This window comes from Bradyrhizobium erythrophlei, from assembly GCF_900129505.1.
GTDB lineage: Bacteria > Pseudomonadota > Alphaproteobacteria > Rhizobiales > Xanthobacteraceae > Bradyrhizobium > Bradyrhizobium erythrophlei_D.
Genome location: NZ_LT670818.1, coordinates 1942420 through 1965972 on the forward strand (window position 1 = coordinate 1942420; position 23553 = coordinate 1965972).

A 23553-nucleotide genomic window follows, 5' to 3' on the forward strand; every position below is an offset into this window, starting at 1 on the left:
GGGATTTGCGTCGCGATGCTTCTCGCTATCTACCGATGTGTTCGCACCGGTCCCGGAGCGGACGACCGGGTGGGGCGACGGATGAAGATGGAGAGAAGGTAACCAATGACTAATCGTCCCGCTCAAACGACCACCGCTGACGAACTCTCGCCCAAATTGCTCGTGGAATTCATCGGCACTTTCGCATTCGTGTTCATCGGCGCCGGTGCGGCGGCCGTTGTCGGCGACGCTGCCGGCATCGGCGGCATCGGCGCGATTGCGCTCGCGCACGGGCTGACCATCATGGTGTTCGCCTACGCCTATGGCGAAGTATCCGGTGGTCACTTCAACCCGGCTGTCACGGTCGGCGTGCTTGCCGCAGGTGCCATGCGCGCCGGCAGGGCAACCGGCTACGTTGTCAGCCAGGTGCTTGGCGGCGTGGCCGGGGCAATGCTGCTGCGGATCGTGTTGGGCGGCGTGTCCACCGGTCTCGGCAGGCCCGCGCTCGCCCATGGTCTCGCACTCGGCACGACCACGCTTACGGTGCTGCCCGCGGATGGCTTCGTGATCGAAGCCGTGCTCGCTTTCTTTCTTGTAACCGTGGTGCTCAGCACGGCCATCGCCGGACGGGCGGGCAATTTCGCGCCGCTCGCTATTGGCATGACCGTCAGCCTCAACATCATCATGGGAGGGGAACTGACGGGCGGCGTTTTCAATCCGGCGCGCGCGCTGGGTCCGATGATCGCGACCGGCAATTTCAGCGAGGCCTGGCTTTACATTGCGGCTCCACTGGTGGGCGGCATCGTCGCGGCGCTGGTTCATGTCGGGCTCAGCCGTCTCGCTGCTCAATCTCAGCCGGCCCCGGAAGCGGCTGAATAGCGTCGGCCCCCAAGACTCGCTGAAAGGGTTCATTCTCGATCAGATAAACTTATCGGAGACCGAAGACAATTAGACTGGACCTGATCTTCGATATCTTCCAAAGTGGTGTTACAGCGAATTTGGCGAGAGGCACCGCCGGCGGATCCCGACTGACATGGTTGATCCAGATCAGTTCGTCTGCGGGCCCCCTTTTGGTCAAATGCGCCCTGCCACTACCTGCCCGAAGGAATGACAGCCGTGGCTGATTGCCGCTGGCTCCTGTCGGCAACGGGTCGCAAAAGAAAGTCAGAGTAGTTCCAGGCGGAACAACTCGAAGAAAATTACAGAAGACGATCGGAGACAAACATGGACGCAAAAACTGACGACAGCGCGGGCAAATGCCCGATCACCGGCGGCACCCGCGGACACAGCAACCGCGACTGGTGGCCAGAGCACCTCGATATCGGAGTGCTCCATGCGAACGCGCCCGCAGCCGATCCAATGGGCGAAGCGTTCGACTATGCCAAGGAATTCGAGAGCCTCGACCTCGACGCCGTGATCAAGGACCTGCGTGCCTTGATGACGGACTCGCAGGAGTGGTGGCCTGCCGACTTCGGTCACTATGGCGGACTGTTCATCCGCATGGCGTGGCATAGCGCCGGTACGTACCGTATCACCGACGGTCGCGGCGGCGCCGGCGCCGGCCAGCAGCGCTTCGCACCGCTCAACTCTTGGCCGGATAACGCCAACCTCGACAAGGCACGCCGCCTGCTGTGGCCGATCAAGCAGAAATATGGCCGCAAAATTTCCTGGGCCGACCTGATGGTTCTCACCGGCAACGTCGCCCTAGAATCGATGGGCTTCAAGACGTTCGGCTTTGCCGGCGGCCGCGCCGATGTATGGGAGCCCGAAGAACTCTATTGGGGTCCGGAGGGCACGTGGCTGGGCGACGAACGTTACAGCGGCGAGCGTCAGCTGGCGGAACCGCTCGGCGCGGTGCAGATGGGCCTGATCTACGTCAATCCGGAAGGCCCGAACGGCAATCCGGATCCGCTTGCTTCAGCAACGGACATTCGCGAAACCTTCTTCCGCATGGCGATGAACGACGAAGAGACCGTGGCGCTGATCGCCGGCGGTCACACTTTCGGCAAGACCCACGGTGCCGGCGATCCATCGCTGATCGGCGCCGAGCCGGAAGGCGCGGCGATCGAGGATCAGGGCCTCGGCTGGAAGAGCAAGTACGGCAGCGGCTTCGGCGCCGACGCCATCACCGGTGGCCCGGAAGTGACCTGGTCGCAAACACCGACGAAATGGAGCAACCATTTCTTCGAGAACCTGTTCAAGTACGAATGGGAACTGACCAAGAGCCCGGCCGGCGCAAACCAGTGGAAGGCGAAAGGCGCTGAGGCCACCGTCCCCGACGCGTACGACAAGTCGAAGAAGCATGTTCCGACCATGCTGACCACGGACCTCGCGTTGCGCCTCGACCCGGCCTACGAGAAGATCTCGCGGCGCTTCTACGAACATCCGGACCAGTTCGCGGACGCTTTTGCCCGCGCCTGGTTCAAGCTCACGCACCGCGACATGGGGCCGATCGTGCGCTATCGCGGCAAGCTGGTGCCGAAGGAATCGCTGATATGGCAGGATCCGATCCCCGCGTTGGATCATCCGCTGATCGGGGAGCAGGATATCGCGGCCCTGAAAGCGAAAATCCTCGCATCGGGCCTGTCCGTTCCGCAGCTCGTCTCGACCGCCTGGGCGTCGGCCTCGACGTTCCGCGGCTCCGACAAGCGCGGCGGTGCCAACGGTGCACGCATTCGCCTCGCGCCCCAGAAGGATTGGGACGTGAACAATCCGCCTGAACTGGCGAAGGTGCTCTCGAAGCTCGAAGCAATCCAGAAGGAGTTCGGCAAGAAAGTGTCGCTCGCCGACCTGATCGTTCTCGGCGGCAGCGCCGCCATCGAGAAGGCGGCGAAGGATGCCGGCCTGACCGTGACGGTCCCGTTCACGCCCGGCCGCATGGACGCATCGCAGGAACAGACTGACGCCGCCTCCTTCGCGCCGCTCGAACCGCGCGCTGACGGCTTCCGCAACTATATCGGCGGCAAGCGGCAGTTCATGAAGCCGGAGGAGGCCCTGGTGGACCGGGCGCAACTGATGACGCTGACGGGACCCGAGATGACGGTGCTCGTCGGCGGCCTGCGCGTGCTCGGCGCCAATGCCGGCAACCCGAAGCACGGCGTCTTCACCAAGCGGCCCGGGACGCTGACGAACGACTTCTTCGTCAACCTGCTCGACATGAGCACGGAGTGGCAGCCGGCGGGCTCCGATGGCGAGTACGAGGGCCGCGACCGCAAGACGAAGGCGGTGAAGTGGACCGGCTCCCGTGTCGACCTGATCTTCGGCTCGCACTCGCAGCTCCGGGCTCTCGCGGAAGTCTATGCCTGCGCGGACGCGAAGGAGAAGTTTGCGAAGGACTTCGTGGCGGCATGGACCAAGGTAATGAATGCCGATCGCTTCGATCTTGCCTGATCTCCATCTTTTCGAAGCGGACCGGAAAAAACGGTCCGCTTTCGATTGAAGCCGAGGAAACCTCTGCGATAATATCGCGGGGGTTTTTTCTTGTTCCCGTCGTTCCGATTCGCGCGTCAAGCACGCGCCGCCGAATGGCAAGGATCCCGCTCGATGACACCGCCGACCATCCGCTCCGCCCGGCCGGACGAATATGACGAGATCGCCCGGGTCTGGATGAACAGCTGGGCTTCCACCGGGCTCGAGGATGCCAGCAATTTCCTGCTGGCGAAATTGCGCGCGCGCGTTCCGCAGGAGATCGAGAAGGGCTGGAGCCTGTACGTCGCCGACGATAACGGCGCGATCGCCGCGATGCTGGCGCTGCATCTCCGCGATCTCTACCTCGACCAGTTGTTCGTCGCCCCGGAATATCAGGGCCGCAACATCGGCAGGCAACTTCTCACCTTCACCCGGCAGCATCTGGCCGACGAAATCTGGCTGCGCTGTGTGCGCGAGAACGAAAAAGCCTGGCGCTGGTACGAGCGCGAGGGTTTTGTGTTCGAAAAGGAAGCGGTAGAACCCATGACCGGATTTGTCATGAAATATTACCGCTGGAACAAGAGGAACACCGCCCGATGATGAAGCTCTACTGGTCGCCCCGCTCCCGCTCGTTTTCGGCACTTTGGCTGATGGAAGAAACCGGACAGCCCTACGAGCGGGTGCTGACCGACATTTCGACAGGCGCGCAGAAGACGCCGGATTATCTCGCCATCAATCCGATGGGCAAGGTACCGGCGCTAAGGGACGGCGAGGCGACGCTGGCGGAGGCCGCGGCGATCTGCGCCTATGTCGCCGAGCGCTGCCCCGACGCCCGGCTGGCGCCGCCGGTCGGCGACCCCTTGCGCGCCAAATATCTCTACTGGCTTTTCTTCGCACCCGGCTGCGTCGAGCCGGCCATGGTGCAGGTCGCGACCAAGATCGAGATGAATCCGGTAGCCGCCGGCTGGGGCGACGCGCAGCGTGTGTTCGACGTGCTCGACGCCGCCCTCGAAAAAGGGCCGTGGATCCTCGGCGAGAGCTTCTCGGCCGCCGACATCGCGATCGGATCGGGGCTGAACTTCGCGGTGCGGCTGTTCAAGATGGTGCCGGCGCGGCCGTCATTCGACCGCTACATCGACCGCTGCGCGGCGCGGCCGGCGTTCCAGCGCGCGAGCGTGCTCGCGGCGGGTGAGAAGGCGTGAGCAAAACCGACTGTCGTCGCCCCGGCTTGACCGGGCGATCCAGTATTCCGAAAGGCCCGTGGTATATCGAAAGCCGCGGCGTACTGGATACTCCGCTTTCGCGGAGTATGACGGCTTGTTGTGGGCAGCGCAGTGCGCACTTTACAGGCGCAACAGTTAGTCCGCGGTATCCTTCAGATGTTCCGGTCGCGGCATCAGGACGATGTTGTAGCCGGAATCGACGTAGTGGACCTCGCCGGTAACGCCGCCGGACAAATCCGACAACAGATACAGCGCCGAGCCGCCCAGTTCATCCAGGGTCACGCCGCGGCCGAGCGGCGAATGCTTTTGCATAAAGGCAAACATCGCGCGGGAGTCGCCGATCACGGCGCCCGCGAGCGTCCGCACCGGCCCCGCCGAAATCGCGTTGACGCGGATGCCGCGCGGACCGAAATCCGCGGCGAGGTAGCGCGTCGAGGCCTCCAGCGCGGCTTTGGCGACCCCCATGACGTTGTAGTTCGGCATCGCCCGCATCGAGGCGCCGAAGGTCAGCGTGATCATCGCGCCGCCGGAGGGCGGCATCAGCTCGGCGGCGCGTTTGGCCACCTCGGTAAAGGAGAAGCAGGAGATCAGCATGGTACGCGAGAAATTCTCGCGCGTGGTGTCGGCGTAGCGGCCGCGCAATTCGTTCTTGTCGGTAAAGCCGATGGCATGGACCAGAAAATCCAGCCGCCCCCATTTCGCGCGCAGAGCTTCGAATACGGAATCGACGCTGGCGATATCCTCGACATCGCAAGGCAGCACGGCTTCAAAACCGAGCGACTGGGCGAGCGGCTTGACGCGCTTGGCTTGCGCGTCGCCCTGATAGGTAAACGCAAGCTCCGCGCCCTGCGCCGCGACCGCCTTGGCGATGCCCCAGGCGATCGAATGATCATTGGCGACGCCCATGATCAGCCCGCGCTTGCCCTTCATCAGGTCCTGCATGCTCGCCCTGCTCCACTCATTCCCGATATTATCACCGCCCGCCTGAGCGGGCGATCCAGTATTACGAAACGTTGCGATGATTGACGAGTCCGCGGAATATCGGATGCCCCGCAAAAGCGGGCATCACCATCGCGAAATTTTAGGCATCCATCCGCTTGAACACCAGCGTGGCGTTGGTGCCGCCGAAGCCGAAGGAATTCGAAAGCACGGTCCCGAGCTTTGCGTTGTCGATGCGTTTGCGCACGATCGGCATGTCGGCGAATACCGGGTCGAGCTCGGTGATATTGGCGCTTTCGCAGATGAAGCCGTTCTGCATCATCAGCAGCGAATAGATCGCCTCCTGCACGCCGGTGGCGCCGAGCGAATGGCCGGTCAGCGCCTTGGTGGCGGAAATCGGCGGGCACTTGTCGCCAGTCCCGAATACCTTGCGGATCGCCTCGATTTCCGGCGGATCGCCGGCGGGCGTCGAGGTCGCGTGCGGATTGATATAGTCGATCCTGGTATTCACCGTCGCCATCGCCATCTTCATGCAGCGCTCGGCACCCTCGCCCGAAGGTGCGACCATGTCGTAGCCGTCGGAGGTGGCGCCGTAGCCGATGATCTCGCCGTAGATCTTGGCGCCGCGCGCCTTGGCGTGTTCGAGCTCTTCCAAAACCACCACGCCGGCGCCGCCGGCGATGACAAAACCGTCGCGGCTGACGTCGTAAGGCCGCGAAGCGGTGGCGGGCGTATCGTTATATTTCGAGGACATCGCGCCCATCGCGTCGAACAGCACCGACAGCGACCAGTCGAGTTCCTCGCAGCCGCCCGCGAAAACAATATCCTGCTTGCCGATCTGGATGGTTTCGTAGGCATTGCCGATGCAATGGTTGGACGTCGCGCAGGCTGAAGAGATCGAATAGTTCACACCCTTGATCTTGAACCAGGTCGCGAGCGTCGCCGACGCCGTCGACGACATCGCTTTCGGCACCGCGAACGGGCCGACCCGCTTCGGCCCTTTAGTACGGGTGGTATCGGCGGCTTCCACGATGGTGCGCGCCGACGGTCCGCCGGAGCCCATGATGATGCCGGTGCGGATATTGGAGACGTCCGAAGGCTCGAGACCGGAATCCTGGATCGCCTGCTCCATCGCAACGTGATTCCAGGCGGCGCCTTCGCCGAGGAAGCGCATCGCACGGCGGTCGATCAGGCCGGTCGGATCGAGCGTCGGAGCACCCTGCACCTGGGAACGGAAACCGAGCTCGGCATATTTGTCCGCGCGCGTGATTCCGGACTTCGCCTCATGGAGGCTCGCAAGCACTTCCTGGGTGTTGTTTCCGATGGACGAGACAATGCCCATCCCCGTGATGACAACCCGCCTCATGATCGCCTCGCCCTGTCGTTGTCTTCTGAAGTGATGATGCCCGTGGTCAAACCGAAAGCCGCCGCGGCGGCCGGAGCACGCATCCTATGTCCCCGGCTGCAATGGGGCGTCCTGCTTGAACAACCCGACCTTCAAATCCCTCGCGCGATAGATAATTACGCCGTCGGTAGAAAGCCACCCGTCGGCGATGCCCAATACCAGCTTTGAACGCATCACCCGTTTGATGTCGATGTTGTACACAACCTTGCGGACGTTCGGCAGCACCTGACCGGAAAATTTCAATTCGCCGAGGCCCAGCGCGCGGCCGCGGCCCGCGCCGCCGGTCCAGCCGAGAAAGAAGCCGACCATCTGCCACATCGCATCGAGGCCGAGGCAGCCGGGCATCACGGGGTCGTTCTTGAAATGGCAGCCAAAGAACCAGAGATCCGGCTTCACATCGAGCTCGGCGCGAATCACGCCCTTGCCGTATTCCCCGCCGGTCTCGCTGATCTCGCTGATGCGGTCGAACATCAGCATGGGGGGCAACGGTAATTGGGCATTGCCCGGGCCAAACATCTCGCCCCGGCCGCACGCCAGCAAATCCTCATATTCGTAGCCGCCGCGCCGATCCAGCATAGTGCCTAGCCTCTGTTCAAACCCCGCGATGGGGCGTTATCCAGCGAAATGGGCCTGTGTTTTGCGTGGAAAGCGCGCCAATTATCGGAAATCGGCGCGAATACCACAGGTCAGGATACCCTGCGGCAACCGGCGCTTGCCTTTGCCGAAATCGCAACGCCTAGGTCCGGGCGCTCTCTATCATAGGCCCCGCGAGCGGCAAAGCACCACGGCGGGGCAAATCGCCGCGTAAGGCCATGGTTCCCCAGACCTTGGACCGGTTCTAGTTGCGAAAAACTTGCATCTGATAGTGTTCCTTCCTATATTCGCCAGTCAGAGTGCTGAATTAGTGAGCGCGGTGCCCGACGTGGAAATAAGCTACGACGCCTCGATTTTGAATGATGACACCGTCAGCCCCGCAGGCCGAGAGGCGGGACGGCAGCCGGCCCTGACCGGTTGCCCCTGGCACGACGTCAATGAAATGCTGCAGACAGCGGGCCTGCGTCCGACCCGCCAGCGCATGGCCTTGGGCTGGCTGCTGTTCGGCAAGGGTGCGCGCCACCTCACCGCGGAAATGCTTTACGAGGAAGCAACGCTGGCCAAGGTTCCGGTCTCGCTTGCCACCGTCTACAACACCCTCAACCAGCTGACCGATGCGGGCTTGTTGCGCCAGGTCAGCGTCGACGGCACCAAGACCTATTTCGACACCAACGTGTCGGCGCATCATCATTTCTATCTCGAAAACAACCACGAACTGGTCGACATTCCGGATCCGCATCTGATGCTGCAGAAGATGCCGGAAGTGCCCGAAGGCTACGAGATCGCCCGGGTCGACATGATCGTGCGGCTGCGCAAGAAGCGCTGAGGCTGCCGAGACAACTCGTCATACGCGGACTTGACCCGCGTATCCATCAATTTTCATGACATGGTTTGTCGAGAGTGAATGGATTGCCGGGGCACAGGCAAGTTTACGTAGTCTGCGCAAGGCAAACTACTATGCCCGGCAATGACAAGTAATTGTCATTCTCAAGCTTTTGGCCGGGCTCAATCCACCTTCTCATCGGCATAGACGCCCCACAGCCGCTGCTGTTCGATCCAGCCGTCGAAGCTGCTGCCGCCGATGTGGCACCAGCCGGCCGCGCAGTGCTTGACCGTGGCCACGACGCCGGCCTGCAGGCGCGCGGCGACGGGGCTTGCCGGATCGGCGCGATCGTAGATCGGCGCGAGATCATCCTTGTTCTTCATGGTGATCACGGCGGTGCGGCGGCCGGACAGCAGCGAGTGATAGACCCAGCCTTCGGCGCCTTCGGAATCGCGGACCCGGCGCCAGTTCTCGAATTCGGCGGTAATCTCGACCGGCAGGCCGGAGCGGGTGTAAACCCAGGCGACGTCGTTGTCCTTGGTCGGACCGGCCCTGACGTTCACATGATCGGATTTGAGGCTGACATAGCGCGGCACGGGCAGACCGCTGGACGTGACGGCCGTATCCTTTGCCGAGAATCCCGGGCTGACCGACCCGCCCAGCACACCCCCCGCAAACACCACCACAGAACAAAAACGACGCAACCCCATCCACTCGTCTCCCGCCGGGAATCCAACTCAATTCTGTCGAGCTGAAACACCCATCAACGCCCAAATCCCCCTGTACCCGCCCGGACCGGCCCTCGGATTGCGATTCCTTGGGTTTTTACCGGGGTTCTTGTCTTGGCCCGGCCTTCTGCTAGAGAGGGCAGAAGTGGGAAACAAGACGAGCCCGAAGCCCCCTCTCGGAAAGCCAAAAGGGAAGGATCGGGGAACCCGCGAAAACCCTGAGCAAACGCCGGGACTGCACGGTAAACGCAGTGTCGAACAACCGGGTTAATGAGGTCTGAACGACCTTACGAGAGCTGAACATGTCGGTTAAGAAAAAGCCTCTCGTTGTCGTCACGCGCAAGCTGCCGGACTCGATCGAGACCCGCATGCGCGAGCTGTTCGACGCCCGCCTCAATCTCGACGATACGCCGCTGACGCCGGAACAAATAGCCGACGCGGTCCGCTCAGCCGACGTGCTGGTGCCGACCGTCACCGACGAGATCACTGAAGAAGTGCTCAAGCAGCCGGACTGCAAGCTGAAGCTGATCGCCAATTTCGGCAACGGCGTCGATAATATCGATGTGACGGCGGCCCATGCGCGCGGCATCACCGTCACCAACACGCCGAAGGTTCTGACCGAAGATACCGCCGACATGACGATGGCACTGATTCTGGCGGTGCCGCGCCGGCTGGTCGAAGGCGCTTCCATTTTCACCGAGGGCAGGGACTGGCCGGGCTGGTCGCCGACCTGGATGCTCGGCCACCGCATCGGCGGAAAACGCCTCGGCATCATCGGCATGGGCCGCATCGGCCAGGCCCTGGCGCGCCGGGCGCGGGCATTCGGCCTGCAGATTCATTACCACAACCGCCGTCCGGTGGCGCCGCGCATCGCCGACGAACTGGGCGCGACCTACTGGGAGAGCCTCGACCAGATGCTGGCGCGGATGGACATCATCTCGGTGAATTGTCCGCACACGCCTGCGACGTTTCATCTGTTGTCGGCGCGGCGCCTGAAACTGATCCGCAAGGACGCCTATATCGTCAACACCGCGCGCGGCGAGGTGATCGACGAAGACACGCTGGTCAAATTGATCGAAGCCGGCGACGTCGCCGGCGCCGGCCTGGACGTCTACGAGAACGAACCCGCGGTCAATCCGAAACTGGTGCGGCTGGCGAAGGCCGGCAAGGTAACGCTGCTGCCGCATATGGGCTCGGCGACGATCGAAGGCCGGGTCGAGATGGGCGAGAAGGTGATCATCAACATCCGCACCTTCCTCGACAATCACAAGCCGCCGGACCGCGTGCTGCCGAGCATGCTGTGATGGCCTTCTCCGTGCCTGAAACGATCCTGCGGGAGTTTCTGCGCGAATGAATAAACCAAAACCGGCCTCGCCCATTTGGGTTACGCTGAATGCATGGACGAGATTAAGTCCCGCGTCAGCACAATTGATTTTCTATTGGGCGTACCGATAGATTTGACAGACAAGACAAACTTGGAGTCCTTGGCTCTGAATTTTCGGAAGGTATTCGAGTTAATCGTGATGGCCTGCCAAGCAGCACACACTCACTTGATTGGCAAGAAAGTGAAAGAATGGCGCATCCGGAACCTTGAGCAAATAATTTCAAAATACAATCCAGATTTCTATATGACTCCTGTTCACGCTACTCAGACGAACATTGAAGATCGTCGTGACGTCGACGTTCTTACACTTGATGAACTAAAAGCAGCATACAGCCGATGCGGCGACTGGCTACACGCCAAGGGACCTTATCGCGAAAAAAGCAATCCGAGGGAAGATCTAGGCGCATTTAGGCTCTGGCGAGGCAAGATCGTTAGACTACTTGATGGCCATCGCGTGAGGATCGACGATCGCACTTTCCTTTACTGTTCGATGAATGCTGCCGGAACGGGAAAGACCCACGTTTCGGTATTCGTTCGTACGGATACAATTCCTACGAAATGATGGCTTAGGGCCTTTACTTCGTCAGCGGTGCGCGCTGAGATCGGTGATCACAAGCGCGTCGCCGTTGAGTGGATTCAAGGGATCGCGCGCATAGCGCAGCGTTTCGAACCGCATGGCGCGGGCGTCGACCATCAACAACCGCCCGACCAGCCCCTCGCCGAAGCCGACGATTTCGCGGATCGCCTCCAGCGCCATCATCGATCCCAACACGCCGGCGAGCGCGCCCATCACGCCGGCCTCGGCGCAGGCCGGGACCGTGCCGGGCGGCGGCGGTTCGGGAAACAGGCAGCGATAGGTCGGGTTGAATTCGCCGCTCGCGTTCCTCTCATGTGCGCGGATCGTGGTCAGCGATCCGTCGAACTGGCCGAGCGCCGCCGTGATCAGCGGCTTGCCGGCGAGGAAGCACGCGTCCGACACCAGATAACGGGTTTCGAAATTGTCGGACCCATCGAGCACCAGATCGTAGCTGCCGATCAGCGTCATCGCATTGTCGACACCCAGCCTTGTGGCGTGCGCCGCAAACTGGACATGGGGATTGAGCGCATAAATCCGCTCGGCCGCGGTATCGACCTTGCGCCGGCCGATATCCGGCGTGGTGTGGATGATCTGGCGCTGCAGATTGGACAGCGACACGATGTCGTCATCGACCACGCCGAGCGCGCCGACGCCGGCGGCGGCAAGATACATCAGCGCGGGCGCGCCGAGGCCGCCGGCGCCGATCACCAGCACGGACGCCTCCTTCAACGCCGCCTGGCCGGGGCCGCCGACCTCGCGCAGCACGATGTGGCGGGCGTAGCGTTCGAGTTCGTCGGCACTCAGCATGGTCGAATCATATCCTGCGGTTGCCCTGCGCTTTCGTCGTCATTTCGAGCCACGATTGGCTGAACCCGCCGCCCGTTGTGACCGACTAAGCAGATGTGCTTAATTGGCCGGTACGTCAATGACCCCGAGATTCCCATGAGATCGATGCTGACGGCAACATTGATGTTCATGGCCGCGGCGGCTCCCGCCAATGCACAGATGACGGCGCCGTCCACCGTCGGCACCAAGCCGAAGACGGTTACCACCGTACCGATCCGCCCGGCGCTGCAGACCCCAGCCGATACCGCCAACGCGATGGCGCAGGCCGACCGGCTGGCGATCCAGTCGGATCTCGCCTGGGTCGGCCAGTACAATGGTGCCATCACCGGCGAAGTCAGCGAGCGCATGGTCGCCGCCATCAAGGAGTTCCAGAAGGACCGCGGCGGCAAGCAGACTGGCGTGCTCAATCCCCAGGAGCGCAGCGCGCTGGCCGAGACCGCGCGACGGCGGCAGGAGAATGTCGGCTGGAAGATCATCACCGATGCCGGCACCGGCGCGCGGCTTGGGGTGCCCACAAAGCTGGTGCCGCAGCAATCGAGCGACGCCAACGGCGCCAAATGGAGTTCTTCCACCGGCACCATCCAGATACAGCTGGCGCGGCGCAAGCAGGCCGACCCGACCACGGCAAAGCTCGCCGAGCAGGAAAAAAAGGAACCCGCCGGCCGCAAGGTCGACTACAGCGTGGTCAAGCCGGATTTCTTCGTGCTGTCGGGCATGCAGGGCCTGAAGAAATTCTACGTGCGCGGCACCTTCAAGGGCGACGAGGTTCGTATCCTGACCATCCTCTACGATCAGGCCACCGAAGGCACCGTGGAGCCGGCGGTGATCGCGATGTCGAGCGCCTTCAATCCGTTTCCGTCCGGCACCGGCCCGCCGCCGCGCAAGACCGTCGAATACGGCACCGGCGTGATCGTCAGCGAGGACGGCGCGATTCTGACCGACCGCGAGATCACCGATGGCTGCCTCGCGATCGCGATCGGCGGCTTCGGCAATGCCGACCGCGTCGCCGAAGACAGGGATCACGGTCTTGCGCTGCTGCGCATCTACGGCGCGCGCGGCTTGAAGCCGCTGGCGCTCGGCAATGGCGCCGCGAAAGCCGCCGTCGAACTCACCGGCATCGTCGATCCGCAAAACCAGGGCGGCGCTGCGGCGGCAAGCAGCGTCAAGGCTCAGGCGGCGCTGGTCGGCGGTGGCGATGCCGCGCTCTCGCCGCCACCGGCGCTCGGCTTTTCCGGGGCGGCCGCGCTCGATGCCGACGGCAAATTCGCCGGCCTCGCGCTATTGAAGCCGGCGGTCGTTGCCGGACCGGCGGCCGCCACGCCCACAGCCCAAGCGGTGCTCGTGCCGGCGGATAGCGTGCGGAAATTTCTCAAAGCCAACGGCGTCAATGCGACGAGCGGATCTTCGGACGCCAAGACGGCAGTGGTGCGTGTGATCTGCGTGAGGAAGTAGGCGGCCGACGCTCGGGGAGGGTGACCTCTCCGCACATCAGCCGCGGAGAGGTTTTTCTGTCTGAGATCACGCTGCCTTGATGCCGCTCAGGAAGGTTTCGACATGACCCCGCATGGTCTCGGACTGCCGCGACAGCTCGCTCGACGCCTGCAGCACCTGATGGGCGGCGGCGCCGGTATCGCCGGCGGCCTGCTGGACGCCGGAAACGTTCGACGAAATCTCTCCCGTCCCGAGCGCCGCCTGCTGCACGTTGCGGGCGATCTCCTGGGTTGCCGACCCCTGTTCTTCGACGGCGCTGGCGATGGCGGAGGCAATCTCGTTCATTTCATTGATCGTCGTCGAAATCCCCTTGATCGCGCTGACCGCCTCGCTCGATGAATTCTGGATCGACGAGACCTGCGCACTGATCTGATCCGTGGCCTTGGCGGTCTGCTCGGCAAGGCTCTTGACCTCTGCCGCCACCACGGCGAATCCCCTGCCCGCTTCGCCGGCGCGCGCCGCCTCGATCGTGGCATTGAGCGCGAGCAGGTTGGTCTGGCCGGCGATTTCGCTGATCAGCTTGACCACGTCGCCGATGCTGGCTGCGTCCTTGAACAGCCCCTGCACCGTGGTGTTGGTACGATCGGCCTCCGACACGGCCTTCTGTGCGATCGCCGCCGACTGCGCCACTTGTCGGCTGATTTCGTTGACCGAACTCGCCAGTTCCTCCGACGCAGCCGCGACGGTCTGCACGTTCGTTGAAGCCTCTTCGGTCGCTGCCGCGACCGCGGTGGCCTGATTGCTGGTTTCCTCGGCCGTGGCCGTCATCGACGATGCCGTGGCTTGCAGTTCGGTCGAGGCCGACGCCACCAACCGCAGCACGGTCGAAATATCCGCGTCGAACGCCTGGGTCAGTTCGTTCACCCGCGCCGCACGCGCCACACGAGCACTGATGGCTTCGGCTTCCTTGGCGGCAAGCTCTTTGGCCTTGATCATGTTCTCCTTGAAGATCAGGACCGCCCTGGCCATCAGGCCGATTTCGTCCTTCTTGTCGGTCGCGGGAATCTGCACGGCGTGATCGCCGCCGGCAAGCCGCCCCATGGCTGCCACCATGCTCAGAATCGGCGGCACGATCGAGCGATTGGTCAGGTACACGACCGTGGCCGCGACGCCGATACCGACACCCATCAGCACCCAGAGCAGGGTCATCAGGAAACCGGTTTCCGAAAGAACCGCGGCGCCGTCTCTCTTCAGGCTGTCTTGTTGCCGCGAGACCATCCCGCCCGAACGTGAACCCGCGTCATTTTTCGCGCCTGCGAAGATGTCCAGCAGCTTGTTGGCGCGGGGCGCAGCTTCGTTGGTCAGGAACCATTGCGCCATGTTCCAGCGGTCCGAGGCCCGGATCTCGAACATTTTTTGCGGCAACGGCGCGAATTTGGCGCGCGCCGCAACGAGGGAGTCGAAGGCTGCCTGCTGATCACCCGTCATTTCCGACCGCCGCTTCGACAGCGCGTCGAATTTCTTCTGATTGAGCGCCCAGAGCTCCTCGAACTCGTTTTTGAAATTCACATCGGCGGTCAAAAGATAGCCGCGGATCGCGCCGATCGCCATCGCCATGCTACCCCGCATGTCGGCAAACCCGATCAACAGGCTCTTGCGCGCATCGGTCGAAGCGATGCTGCCCTCCTCGTCGATGATCGAAGTCGCCTTCTGCAGCATGAGCTTGGCGAGAGGTGCGGCTTCGGTCGCCAGCATCTTGGCGGCGGGCTGCTCATCGATGGTGTGGGCAATGGCCTCGGCCTTGTCCTGCGCGTTGCGCAATTCGTCGAGCAGCGGCTTGGCCTGCCTCCAGTCCAGCCTGTTCTGCTCGACCGTCCATTGGCTTGAGAGCCGGTCCATCTCGGAGCCGCGCGCCTGGATGTCCTTCCAGAGCACCGCGCGTTCGGCCTTGAATACCTCGTTGCCGGTGATCAGCCAGCCGCGCAACGACGCGAGCGACGCGTACACCCCGGACACCAGATCGCTCGCGGTCATGGCGGTCGGAACCCGCAGATTGACTGTCCGGTCGGTCGATTCGTTGACCGCGCGGACCTTGATGATGGTGGTGCCCACCACACCGGCCAGCAACACGCAAAGCACACTAAAGCCCGCGATCAATCGCCCACGGATGTTCAATTGCAAAAGAGCCATGATGAATTCATCCCCCCAACTGCAAGCAGTTCCGAGATAGGCTGTGCGTTAACCCTAAAGAATGAAACAACGGGTCGCCGTAGTAGTACGGAGGCTTGCGCAAGTTTTCGGCGCAAAAGCGATCTTCTTAGGCGAGGGAAGCGACGTCTCGCATCGCACGCTGCCTTTGATCGACGAGCGCCGCGACCACGGCCGCCATTCGCCACAGTGATTTTTGTCTGATCCCGGCACGCCCGAGCGTCGCCGATATCGAAGCCACCGTCTCGACGCTGGAGACCGTCCGCGCCTGGAGGAAGCCGTTTGCCTTCGTGCTCAACCAGACCCCGATCCGCGGCCAGCGCATCGGCAATGCGGCGACCTCACTCGGCGATGAAGCGGCACTCGACCTGTCGGACGTTCTGGCGGAACCTTTCATCGTCATGCGCAACGATCACCAGGATGCGCTGAGTGCTGGACTGGCGGTGAGCGAATATGTGCCCGCCGGCAAATCGGCGGAGGAAATCCGCAGCCTCTGGCAATGGGTCGGGACCCGGCTGAATCCCGGAGTGATTGCCGACGAGCAGCCCATCATCGGCGACCTCGCGGTGTCGCCGGACTTCACGTCCGCGATGTTCTTGCGGATCCCGGCGAGAACGGTTGCGACCGTTTCCTGAAGCGGCTTGTCGCTATCAACGCGATGACGCCGCCAGCGCGCCCCCTTCAGCCGGTGAAGCGGGAGCGCGTCGTATGCAGCTGATCAGGCGGCCGGCATTTCAGGCAGTAGCACGCCAGAGCCGCCCAATTCGGCCGGAAAATCCTTCATCTTCGGCAATCCGTCCTTCATCGGCAACACCGTCTCGGCGTAGTTGACGTGGACGGCGGGGACAAATTTCAGCGTCGGGATGGTCGCGGCAAACACGTCGACCAGTCCGACGGGTTGATGCCCCGCCATCAGGTGCCCGCCACAGAGCTTACAATATTTGCGTTGGCTGAACGACGTCTTCTGGAACGTCGCGACGTGCTCGGCTCCCGCTTTGATCTGCACCGCGTCCGCCTTCCAGAGACTGAAGGCATTGACCGGCGCTCCCGACCAGGAACGGCAGGAATTGCAGTGACAATAGCCCATGGCCTCCGGCGACCCGCTGACTTCGATTTTGACTGCGCCGCAAAAGCAGCTTCCGATATGACTCATGATTTTCTCCTTTCGTGAATGTAGAAACCTTGTCACCTAATCAGGGCCCGGTGATCGGGGTCTAGTTCATGAACTGTACTGCGGCATTGATCGAGGTCCGATGCCGATCGCTAGCTCGCGAGCTTGCGCTCCTTCGCAAAGGGGCTGAGACCGAGCCAGGTTTGCATCGAGGATGCGAGCTTAGGGCTTCCCGTCAGCACCATCCGACGGTTCGCGACAGCGGCGCGCACGCTATCGAGGCCGAGCCAGATCGCCGTCATGGTCCGCAGGTCTGTCGATACGTAGAGGTCAACATCAAAGCCAGGATCGATCTTGCAGAGGTCGACGCCGGTGCCGGGATCGACGATCAGCCACCAGCGCCGCTGCGTCGGCGGCAAATCAGGATAGACGATCTCCACGACGCTGCGCCGCGGCGGCATCGGCGTGGTGTTCAGGTTTCGCCGCATGTCCCACATCAGAAGGTCGACATCGAGATGCTGAAGCGACAGCTTCGATTCGATCCGTCGCTGGCCCCAGATCCCGAAGGCCTCCACGAGCGGGCCGAGCTCGCGTCCCGATTCCGTCAATCGATATTCAGACACGGCGGCATCGGCGTTTGACGCCGCGCGCGCGACGATGCCGGCCGTCTCGAGCTCCTTCAGACGCTGCGACAGCAGCGCCGGCGACATCCGCGGAACACCGCGGCGAAGCTCGTTGAAGCGCGTCGAGCCGGCAAACATCTCGCGCAGCACGACGATGGTCCAGCGCGTGCACAATATCTCCGCCGCCATCGCGACCGGACAGAATTGCTGGTAGCTGCCTGTGGTCATGTTTTCCTCCGCACCAGGTTTCGCGGGAAAAGCTATGGCCGGGAGGTGCTGTTCGCTAGTTCATTTTCTGTATCGGGCCGGATTCAGATCCTGAACTGGCCGCCTCGCCGGCGACCCCGTATCTGGCTGGGCGACGGGCGCGGCCGGCGACAACAAGCCACCGTGCCCGAACTCAGACTTTGAAAATTTCGACAGCCAGGACCGCCCATGAAGCCCTATTTTTCCGATCAAATCGTCGTCGCGCTGGCCGCTGTCGCGTGCCTTTGCGTGCTCATATTCCTCGGCCTCAGCCTTTCGCCTGCGTTCGCCGCAACGCTGTCGCGCAGCGCGAACTTCAGCACCACGCTCTCCGCAATGCGATCGCTGATCTATCCACTTTGCGCCATTAAAAGCCGGCCGCTCTTTTTCGGGAATAAACGCGCGTGCCGCTGGATCGAATCGTTTGGCTGTTTTGACCATTGGAAGGAAATCCATGACGATCTTGAACAATAATTCCTCCGCGCCCGGACGGTCGCTTGCCGCAACGACGGTGCTGCTTGGCACGATCGGCTTTCTCTGCGGCTTTCTGCTGGCGCTGACACTGTCGGCTTACAGCCTTTACAGCTGCGTCCAGATATTGTGAGCGTGTCCGAACAACGTTTCCAGCCGGACCGAACCCGGCTGGGCGCCGCGAATCACTTCTGGCATTTCGGGCACCAGAAGGTCGAGCGGCCGTTTTGGGTAAACCGCTTGACGATGCCGCTGCAGCCGGCGGTCTGGCATTTTTCCCCTTCGCGGTCGTAGACCTGGAACGAATGCTGGAAATAACCGAGTTCGCCGGAAGTCTGGCGATGATCCCGCAGCGACGAGCCGCCGGCCTTGATCGCCTGGTTCAGCACCGCGTGGATTGCCGTGACAAGCCGCTTCGCATGATCGGTGGGCTCACCCCCGGCTACGCCCTTGCGTTGTCCGGCTTTGGTCGCCAGCGTCGCGGCGAGCCGCCGCGGCGACAAATGCGCGCGAAACAGCGCCTCGCAGACATAGATGTTGCCGAGGCCTGCAACCACGCGCTGGTCGAGCAACGCCGCCTTCAGGCTGGTCTTCCTGTTGGCGCAGGAACGCGCCAGCATGGCGGCGTCGAATTCGTTGCCGAGCGGCTCGGGCCCGAGACCGCTCAATAGCGGCTCCTCGTCGATCGCGTTGCGGGCGATGACCCTCATATAGCCGAAACGGCGCGGATCGTTGAAGACGACCGAAGCGCCCGATGACATGTGAAAGACCACATGGTCGTGTGCGCCATCCTTGGCCCGCGCGTGATGGAATTGGCCCGGCGCGCTGGCGTCATCGTCCTTGACGACGCGGAACGAGCCCGACATGCCCAGATGCATCAGGAGCACGTCGCCCGAGGCAAGGTCGGCCAGAAGGTACTTGGCCCGGCGGCCGAGGCCGGTCACGGTCTGGCCCGCAAGCCGCGCCACAAAATCCCGCTGGAACGGAAAACGCAGATCTTTGCGCCTGACTTCCATTTTCACAATCCGAAACCCCTCCATGACCGGCTGCAGGCCGCGGCGGACGGTCTCGACTTCGGGTAATTCGGGCATGGATCGGCGTTCACCTTGTGATACCGACGTGATAGCGACATTGCGGCGGCCGCGCTATGGTCCGGCCGCTATCAGTTTAAGGGCGTAAAGACATGGATCGGCCGGACCAAACCACGCATTTCGGCTTCAGGGACGTGCCCCTGGGCGAAAAGCAGACGCTGGTGAACGACGTCTTCCATAGCGTGGCGTCCCGCTACGACCTGATGAACGATCTGATGTCGATGGGCCTGCACCGGGTCTGGAAGGACATCATGATCAACGCGCTCAATCCGCCGCGCGCCGGTACACCGTTCGCGCTGCTCGACGTCGCCGGCGGTACCGGCGACGTCGCGTTCCGCGCCGCCAAGGCGTCGGGTTCGGGATTCCGCGCCACCGTCTGCGACATCAATTTCGACATGCTCGATGTCGGCCGCCAGCGTGCGGCGGCACGCCATCTCGACGACCGCGTGTCATTTGTGGAAGGCAATGCCGAGGCGCTGGCTTTCCCCGACCGGCATTTCGACGGCTACACCATCGCATTCGGCATCCGCAATGTGCCGAGAATCGATCTCGCGCTTCGCGAGGCCTATCGCGTGCTCCGGCCGGGCGGCAGATTCCTGTGCCTTGAATTTTCCTCCGTCGACGTACCCGGGCTGGACCGGATCTACGACCTGTTCTCGTTCAGGGTGATACCGCCGCTCGGCCGCGCCGTGACCGGCGATGCCGAATCCTATCAATATCTTGTCGAATCCATCCGAAAATTTCCGAAGCCGAACGCGTTCGCGGAGATTATCCGCGGCGCCGGCTTCTCGCGCGTCAGCTGGCAAAGCCTCTCCGGGGGCATCGTGGCATTGCATTCGGGCTGGCGTTTGTGATCTCCGCCCTGACCCACATCGCGCGGCTTGCCCGCGCCGGTTTCGTGTTCGCGCGCGAGGGCGTGTTCGGCGTGGTCGATCCGTCGCTGGTGCCGCCGCCCGGGCAATTGGCGCTGCGGCTGGCGCGGATCATCGAGCGTCCCGGCGCCAAATCCGGCCCCAGGCTGTCGCGCGCGCTGACCCGGCTCGGACCGGCCTATCTCAAACTCGGACAGTTCCTCGCCACCCGCCCCGACGTGGTCGGCGTCGTGATGGCGCGCGATCTGGAAGCGTTGCAGGACCGGCTGCCGCCGTTTTCCCAGAGTGAAGCCGAAGCCGTGATCGCACAATCGCTGGAACGCCCAGTGGCGCAGGCGTTCGTCAGGCTCGGCCCCGCGGTGGCCGCCGCCTCGATCGCGCAGGTGCATCGCGGCGAAACCGAACGGAACGGCGTGCGCAAATCGGTGGCGGTGAAGGTGCTGCGACCCGACGTCGCCGCGCGCTTCCGCCGCGACCTCGGCGATTTCTTCTTTGTCGCGCACAGCGCCGAAACCTATTCGGCGGAGGCGCGGCGGCTGCGGCTGGTCGAAGTCATCAACACCATGTCCCGCTCGGTGGCGATGGAGATGGACTTGCGGCTGGAGGCCGCCGCGCTGTCGGAGATGGCGGAGAACACCCGCGACGATCCGGATTTCCGCGTGCCCACCGTCGACTGGGACCGCACTGCCCATAACGTGCTGACCATGGAGTGGATCGACGGCATCGCGCTGAGCGATCACGCACGGCTCGGGGAATCGCAGGTCGATTTGCCCGACCTCGGCCGCAAGGTGATCCAGAGTTTTCTGCGCCATGCGTTGCGCGACGGCTTCTTTCACGCCGACATGCATCCCGGCAACCTGTTCCTCGACGAGGCCGGCCGCCTGGTCGCGGTCGATTTCGGCATCATGGGCCGGCTTGGCATCAAGGAGCGGCGCTTCCTCGCCGAAATTCTGCTGGGCTTCATCACCCGCGACTATCGCCGCGTCGCCGAAGTGCATTTCGAGGCCGGCTATGTGCCGGGCCATCACTCGGTGGAGAATTTCGCGCAAGCCATCCGCGCCATCGGCGAGCCGATCCACAATCGCACCGCCGAAGAAATCTCGATGGCCAAGCTGCTGACGCTGCTGCTCGAGGTCACCGGCCTGTTCGACATGCGCACCCGTCCCGAGCTGATCCTGCTGCAGAAGACCATGGTGGTGGTCGAAGGCGTGGCGCGCAGCTTCGATCCGAAACTCGACATCTGGAAGACCGCCGACCCCGTGGTGCGCGAATGGATCGAACGCAACCTCGGCCCGGTCGGGCGCATTCAGGGCGCGATGTCCGGCGCGGGCGAGCTCGGCCGCGTGCTTTCGGGCCTGCCGGCGATCACCGCGCGCTCGGTCGCCGTGCTCGAGCAGCTGGAAACCATGACCAGGGAGGGCCTGACGCTGTCGCCGGAGACGATCGCTGCGATGGGCCGGACTGAAGGCCGCAAGAGCCGCTGGCGCACGCTGGCGCTCTGGATCATCGCGGCGACCTTTATCGCCATCCTGTTCGCGGTCCGGCAATTATGATTGCAATGCATGCGACATATGATAGCATTGCTATCAAATCTTGCCGGGACTGCTCATGGCCAGCCTGACCGTCCGTAAACTCGATGAAGAAATAAAAGCCTATCTGCGGATGCGGTCGGCCCGCAACGGGCGCTCGGTGGAGGAGGAAGTACGGGTCATATTGCGGGAGATGGTGCAGGGCGTCCCCTTCGAGTTCTCCGCAGCACCTCCTCCGCAGCCCGCTTCGCCGCCCGCGGACACCTCCTTCCGCTTGCCAGCACGTGCTGCCGTTGCCGGCAAGCAACCCCGTGTCACCCTGATCATCGGCGGCGGTATCGCGGCCTACAAGGCGCTGGACCTGATCCGGCGGCTCAAGGAGCGCAACATTCAGGTCCGCTGCGTGCTGACCAAGGCCTCGCAGCAATTCGTCACGCCGCTTTCGGCCTCGGCGCTGTCGAACGAGCGCGCCTACACCGATCTGTTCGACCCCGAGAGCGAGTTCGATGCCGGCCATATTCGGCTGGCGCGCGACTGCGATCTGATCGTGGTGGCGCCGGCGACCGCGGATTTGATGGCCAAGATCGCACATGGCCATGCCGACGACCTCGCCAGCGCCGTCCTGCTCGCGGCCGATGGCCCGATCCTGCTGGCACCGGCGATGAACCCGCTGATGTGGAACAATGCCGCCACCCGCCGCAATGTCGCGCAACTGCAGCGCGACGGCGTCGCCCTGATCGGTCCCAATGCCGGCGAAATGGCCGAAGCCGGCGAGGCCGGCGTCGGCCGCATGGCGGAGCCGTTGGAGATCGCGACCACGGCCGAGCGCCTGCTGCGGCCGCCGCGGCCGCGCCCGCTTGCGGGAAAACGTGTCCTGATCACCGCAGGCCCCACGCATGAGCCGATCGATCCCGTGCGCTACATAGCCAACCGCTCCTCCGGCAAACAGGGATTTGCGATTGCCGCGGCGGCGCATGCTGCCGGCGCCGATGTCACCCTCGTTTCCGGCCCGGTCGATCTCGGCGATCCCCCAGGTGTCACCGTGAAGCACGTCGAATCGGCGCGCGACATGCTGCGCCAGGTGGAAGCCGCCTTGCCGGCCGACATCGCGATCTTCGCCGCCGCCGTCGCCGACTGGCGCGTGGCCAATGAAGGCGAACAAAAGTTGAAGAAGACGGCCGCCGGCATGCCGCCGCTGCAGCTCGTCGAAAATCCGGACATCCTGGCGACGATTTCGAAGCTAAGGGACAAGCGGCCGCCGCTGGTGATCGGCTTCGCTGCCGAGACCGAACATCTGATCGACAACGCCAAGGCCAAATTCGCCCGCAAGGGGTGCGACTGGATCGTCGCCAATGACGTTTCGCCGGCGACAGGCGTGATGGGCGGCGATCGCAACACCGTGCATCTTTTGACCCGCGACGGCGCGGACATCAAGGTCGACTCCTGGCCGGTCATGACCAAGGAAGAAGTCGCTACCGCCCTGGTGGCGCGCATCGCCGCAACCGTCGGAAAAATCTCGTGAGCTCCAACGTCACCATCGATATCAGGCAATTGCCGCATGCCGAGGGCCTGGCGCTGCCGGCCTATCAGAGCGCCCACGCCGCGGGCCTCGATCTAGTGGCCGCGGTTCCCGAAGGCGCGCCGATGATGCTGGCGCCCGGACAGTATGCGCTGGTGCCGACCGGGCTGACGATCGCGCTCCCGCCGGGCTATGAGGCGCAGGTCCGTCCGCGCTCAGGCCTTGCCGCCAAGCACGGCGTTACCGTGCTGAATTCGCCGGGCACGATCGACGCCGACTACCGCGGCGAGATCGGCGTGCTCCTGATCAACCATGGCGCCGCGCCATTCACGATCCGTCGCGGCGAACGCATTGCGCAGATGGTAATCGCATCCGTGGTCCAGGCGGAACTGGTTCCCGTAATTTCACTGTCGGCGACCGATCGCGGCAGTGGCGGCTTCGGCTCGACTGGTCGCTAATTCGCCTCAAGAGCGGATCGAATTTCATAAAAATCGCTCCGATCAAGTTTAATTCCGCATTTTTCTGCGCGGGGTTTCGCGTTCACGA

The 23553-nt window shown here is 63.2% G+C and carries 23 protein-coding genes and 1 pseudogene; 15 read left to right on the plus strand and 9 right to left on the minus strand.

What is annotated here, in order from left to right; translation table 11 throughout:
- The first annotated feature begins 105 nt into the window (after window positions 1-105).
- The 4 genes from B5525_RS09095 (at window position 106) to B5525_RS09110 (ending at window position 4589) form a co-directional block, all read left to right on the plus strand.
- Entirely contained in the window at window positions 106-858 is a 753-nt protein-coding gene (locus B5525_RS09095) for an MIP/aquaporin family protein (protein ID WP_079565703.1), read from the plus strand.
- Between the two features lie 345 nt (window positions 859-1203).
- Window positions 1204-3369: a catalase/peroxidase HPI gene (katG, locus tag B5525_RS09100; protein WP_079565704.1), complete on the plus strand. Its 2166-nt coding sequence runs from the start codon at window positions 1204-1206 to the stop codon at window positions 3367-3369.
- 153 nt (window positions 3370-3522) lie between these two features.
- On the plus strand, window positions 3523-3987 hold the full coding sequence (locus tag B5525_RS09105; protein WP_079573128.1) for a GNAT family N-acetyltransferase: 465 nt from the start codon (window positions 3523-3525) through the stop codon (window positions 3985-3987).
- Window positions 3984-4589 (plus strand): glutathione S-transferase family protein, encoded by a 606-nt coding sequence (locus tag B5525_RS09110; protein WP_079565705.1) that lies wholly within the window; start codon window positions 3984-3986, stop codon window positions 4587-4589. The genes B5525_RS09105 and B5525_RS09110 overlap by 4 nt, the downstream gene beginning before the upstream one ends.
- Window positions 4590-4745: 156 nt before the next feature.
- Here B5525_RS09110 and fabI read toward each other — a convergent pair whose 3' ends face one another.
- The 3 genes from fabI to fabA form a co-directional block, all read right to left on the minus strand.
- On the minus strand, window positions 4746-5552 hold the full coding sequence (gene fabI / locus B5525_RS09115; protein WP_079565706.1) for an enoyl-ACP reductase FabI: 807 nt from the start codon (window positions 5550-5552) through the stop codon (window positions 4746-4748).
- 139 nt (window positions 5553-5691) lie between these two features.
- Window positions 5692-6915: a beta-ketoacyl-ACP synthase I gene (gene fabB / locus B5525_RS09120; RefSeq protein ID WP_079565707.1), complete on the minus strand. Its 1224-nt coding sequence runs from the start codon at window positions 6913-6915 to the stop codon at window positions 5692-5694.
- An 84-nt stretch (window positions 6916-6999) separates the two neighbouring features.
- Window positions 7000-7530, minus strand: a complete 531-nt coding sequence (gene fabA, locus B5525_RS09125) for a 3-hydroxyacyl-[acyl-carrier-protein] dehydratase FabA (RefSeq protein ID WP_079565708.1) — start codon at window positions 7528-7530, stop codon at window positions 7000-7002.
- A gap of 352 nt (window positions 7531-7882) precedes the next feature.
- Here fabA and irrA point away from each other — a divergent pair, with 352 nt between their 5' ends.
- Complete coding sequence (gene irrA, locus B5525_RS09130; RefSeq protein ID WP_154073803.1) at window positions 7883-8374, plus strand: iron response transcriptional regulator IrrA; 492 nt, start codon at window positions 7883-7885, stop codon at window positions 8372-8374.
- Window positions 8375-8553: 179 nt separating this feature from the next.
- Here the strand turns inward: irrA and B5525_RS09135 are convergent, their stop codons facing one another.
- The gene (locus B5525_RS09135; protein ID WP_079565709.1) at window positions 8554-9081 is read right to left on the minus strand and encodes an SH3 domain-containing protein; all 528 of its coding nucleotides are present in this window, start codon (window positions 9079-9081) and stop codon (window positions 8554-8556) included.
- A 320-nt stretch (window positions 9082-9401) separates the two neighbouring features.
- Here B5525_RS09135 and B5525_RS09140 point away from each other — a divergent pair, with 320 nt between their 5' ends.
- Together B5525_RS09140 and B5525_RS09145 are read left to right on the plus strand one after the other, a co-directional pair.
- A complete protein-coding gene (locus B5525_RS09140; RefSeq protein ID WP_079565710.1) occupies window positions 9402-10403 on the plus strand; it encodes a 2-hydroxyacid dehydrogenase in 1002 nt (333 codons plus the stop codon).
- A 93-nt stretch (window positions 10404-10496) separates the two neighbouring features.
- Complete coding sequence (locus B5525_RS09145; protein ID WP_079565711.1) at window positions 10497-11045, plus strand: hypothetical protein; 549 nt, start codon at window positions 10497-10499, stop codon at window positions 11043-11045.
- 21 nt (window positions 11046-11066) lie between these two features.
- On the opposite strand, the gene B5525_RS09150 is transcribed toward B5525_RS09145, so the two are convergent.
- Window positions 11067-11867 carry a HesA/MoeB/ThiF family protein gene (locus B5525_RS09150; RefSeq protein ID WP_079565712.1) on the minus strand — a complete coding sequence of 267 codons (801 nt, stop codon included), beginning with the start codon at window positions 11865-11867 and terminating at the stop codon, window positions 11067-11069.
- 135 nt (window positions 11868-12002) lie between these two features.
- Here B5525_RS09150 and B5525_RS09155 point away from each other — a divergent pair, with 135 nt between their 5' ends.
- The gene (locus B5525_RS09155) at window positions 12003-13358 is read left to right on the plus strand and encodes a serine protease (RefSeq protein ID WP_079565713.1); all 1356 of its coding nucleotides are present in this window, start codon (window positions 12003-12005) and stop codon (window positions 13356-13358) included.
- Between the two features lie 66 nt (window positions 13359-13424).
- Here B5525_RS09155 and B5525_RS09160 read toward each other — a convergent pair whose 3' ends face one another.
- Window positions 13425-15527 (minus strand): HAMP domain-containing methyl-accepting chemotaxis protein, encoded by a 2103-nt coding sequence (locus B5525_RS09160; protein ID WP_079565714.1) that lies wholly within the window; start codon window positions 15525-15527, stop codon window positions 13425-13427.
- A gap of 176 nt (window positions 15528-15703) precedes the next feature.
- On the opposite strand from B5525_RS09160, the pseudogene B5525_RS09165 reads away from it, so the two are divergent.
- Window positions 15704-16180: pseudogene (locus B5525_RS09165) on the plus strand (ParA family protein); the annotation flags it as partial.
- An 83-nt stretch (window positions 16181-16263) separates the two neighbouring features.
- Here B5525_RS09165 and B5525_RS09170 read toward each other — a convergent pair.
- Window positions 16264-16698, minus strand: a complete 435-nt coding sequence (locus B5525_RS09170; protein ID WP_079565715.1) for a GFA family protein — start codon at window positions 16696-16698, stop codon at window positions 16264-16266.
- 110 nt (window positions 16699-16808) lie between these two features.
- On the minus strand, window positions 16809-17507 hold the full coding sequence (locus B5525_RS09175) for a winged helix-turn-helix transcriptional regulator (protein ID WP_079565716.1): 699 nt from the start codon (window positions 17505-17507) through the stop codon (window positions 16809-16811).
- A gap of 207 nt (window positions 17508-17714) precedes the next feature.
- Here B5525_RS09175 and B5525_RS09180 point away from each other — a divergent pair, with 207 nt between their 5' ends.
- Together B5525_RS09180 and B5525_RS43730 are read left to right on the plus strand one after the other, a co-directional pair.
- The gene (locus B5525_RS09180) at window positions 17715-17999 is read left to right on the plus strand and encodes a hypothetical protein (RefSeq protein ID WP_079565717.1); all 285 of its coding nucleotides are present in this window, start codon (window positions 17715-17717) and stop codon (window positions 17997-17999) included.
- Window positions 17980-18129 (plus strand): hypothetical protein, encoded by a 150-nt coding sequence (locus tag B5525_RS43730; protein ID WP_154073133.1) that lies wholly within the window; start codon window positions 17980-17982, stop codon window positions 18127-18129. Before B5525_RS09180 ends, B5525_RS43730 begins: the two co-directional genes overlap by 20 nt.
- A gap of 52 nt (window positions 18130-18181) precedes the next feature.
- Here the strand turns inward: B5525_RS43730 and mutM are convergent, their stop codons facing one another.
- Entirely contained in the window at window positions 18182-19087 is a 906-nt protein-coding gene (gene mutM / locus B5525_RS09185; protein ID WP_079565718.1) for a bifunctional DNA-formamidopyrimidine glycosylase/DNA-(apurinic or apyrimidinic site) lyase, read from the minus strand.
- Between the two features lie 92 nt (window positions 19088-19179).
- Here mutM and ubiE point away from each other — a divergent pair, with 92 nt between their 5' ends.
- Genes ubiE through dut form a run of 4 tightly spaced genes read left to right on the plus strand, consistent with a single transcriptional unit; the run spans window position 19180 to window position 23465 of the window.
- A complete protein-coding gene (gene ubiE, locus B5525_RS09190) occupies window positions 19180-19941 on the plus strand; it encodes a bifunctional demethylmenaquinone methyltransferase/2-methoxy-6-polyprenyl-1,4-benzoquinol methylase UbiE (protein ID WP_079565719.1) in 762 nt (253 codons plus the stop codon).
- Window positions 19938-21512 (plus strand): 2-polyprenylphenol 6-hydroxylase, encoded by a 1575-nt coding sequence (gene ubiB, locus B5525_RS09195; protein WP_079565720.1) that lies wholly within the window; start codon window positions 19938-19940, stop codon window positions 21510-21512. Before ubiE ends, ubiB begins: the two co-directional genes overlap by 4 nt.
- Window positions 21513-21567: 55 nt before the next feature.
- Entirely contained in the window at window positions 21568-23010 is a 1443-nt protein-coding gene (coaBC, locus tag B5525_RS09200; protein ID WP_079565721.1) for a bifunctional phosphopantothenoylcysteine decarboxylase/phosphopantothenate--cysteine ligase CoaBC, read from the plus strand.
- Window positions 23007-23465: a dUTP diphosphatase gene (gene dut / locus B5525_RS09205; RefSeq protein WP_079565722.1), complete on the plus strand. Its 459-nt coding sequence runs from the start codon at window positions 23007-23009 to the stop codon at window positions 23463-23465. Before coaBC ends, dut begins: the two co-directional genes overlap by 4 nt.
- The last annotated feature ends 88 nt before the right edge of the window (window positions 23466-23553 follow it).

Excerpts from the sequence above, each read along its gene's own strand:
- B5525_RS09095 (WP_079565703.1), top strand. The coding sequence starts at position 106 with ATGACTAATCGTCCCGCTCAAACGACCACCGCTGACGAACTCTCGCCC.
- katG (WP_079565704.1), top strand. The coding sequence starts at position 1,204 with ATGGACGCAAAAACTGACGACAGCGCGGGCAAATGCCCGATCACCGGC.
- B5525_RS09105 (WP_079573128.1), top strand. The coding sequence starts at position 3,523 with ATGACACCGCCGACCATCCGCTCCGCCCGGCCGGACGAATATGACGAG.
- B5525_RS09110 (WP_079565705.1), top strand. The coding sequence starts at position 3,984 with ATGATGAAGCTCTACTGGTCGCCCCGCTCCCGCTCGTTTTCGGCACTT.
- fabI (WP_079565706.1), bottom strand. The coding sequence starts at position 5,552 with ATGCAGGACCTGATGAAGGGCAAGCGCGGGCTGATCATGGGCGTCGCC.
- fabB (WP_079565707.1), bottom strand. The coding sequence starts at position 6,915 with ATGAGGCGGGTTGTCATCACGGGGATGGGCATTGTCTCGTCCATCGGA.
- fabA (WP_079565708.1), bottom strand. The coding sequence starts at position 7,530 with ATGCTGGATCGGCGCGGCGGCTACGAATATGAGGATTTGCTGGCGTGC.
- B5525_RS09135 (WP_079565709.1), bottom strand. The coding sequence starts at position 9,081 with ATGGGGTTGCGTCGTTTTTGTTCTGTGGTGGTGTTTGCGGGGGGTGTG.
- B5525_RS09140 (WP_079565710.1), top strand. The coding sequence starts at position 9,402 with ATGTCGGTTAAGAAAAAGCCTCTCGTTGTCGTCACGCGCAAGCTGCCG.
- B5525_RS09145 (WP_079565711.1), top strand. The coding sequence starts at position 10,497 with ATGGACGAGATTAAGTCCCGCGTCAGCACAATTGATTTTCTATTGGGC.
- B5525_RS09150 (WP_079565712.1), bottom strand. The coding sequence starts at position 11,867 with ATGCTGAGTGCCGACGAACTCGAACGCTACGCCCGCCACATCGTGCTG.
- B5525_RS09155 (WP_079565713.1), top strand. The coding sequence starts at position 12,003 with ATGAGATCGATGCTGACGGCAACATTGATGTTCATGGCCGCGGCGGCT.
- B5525_RS09160 (WP_079565714.1), bottom strand. The coding sequence starts at position 15,527 with ATGGCTCTTTTGCAATTGAACATCCGTGGGCGATTGATCGCGGGCTTT.
- B5525_RS09170 (WP_079565715.1), bottom strand. The coding sequence starts at position 16,698 with ATGAGTCATATCGGAAGCTGCTTTTGCGGCGCAGTCAAAATCGAAGTC.
- B5525_RS09175 (WP_079565716.1), bottom strand. The coding sequence starts at position 17,507 with ATGACCACAGGCAGCTACCAGCAATTCTGTCCGGTCGCGATGGCGGCG.
- B5525_RS09180 (WP_079565717.1), top strand. The coding sequence starts at position 17,715 with ATGAAGCCCTATTTTTCCGATCAAATCGTCGTCGCGCTGGCCGCTGTC.
- B5525_RS43730 (WP_154073133.1), top strand. The coding sequence starts at position 17,980 with ATGACGATCTTGAACAATAATTCCTCCGCGCCCGGACGGTCGCTTGCC.
- mutM (WP_079565718.1), bottom strand. The coding sequence starts at position 19,087 with ATGCCCGAATTACCCGAAGTCGAGACCGTCCGCCGCGGCCTGCAGCCG.
- ubiE (WP_079565719.1), top strand. The coding sequence starts at position 19,180 with ATGGATCGGCCGGACCAAACCACGCATTTCGGCTTCAGGGACGTGCCC.
- coaBC (WP_079565721.1), top strand. The coding sequence starts at position 21,568 with ATGGCCAGCCTGACCGTCCGTAAACTCGATGAAGAAATAAAAGCCTAT.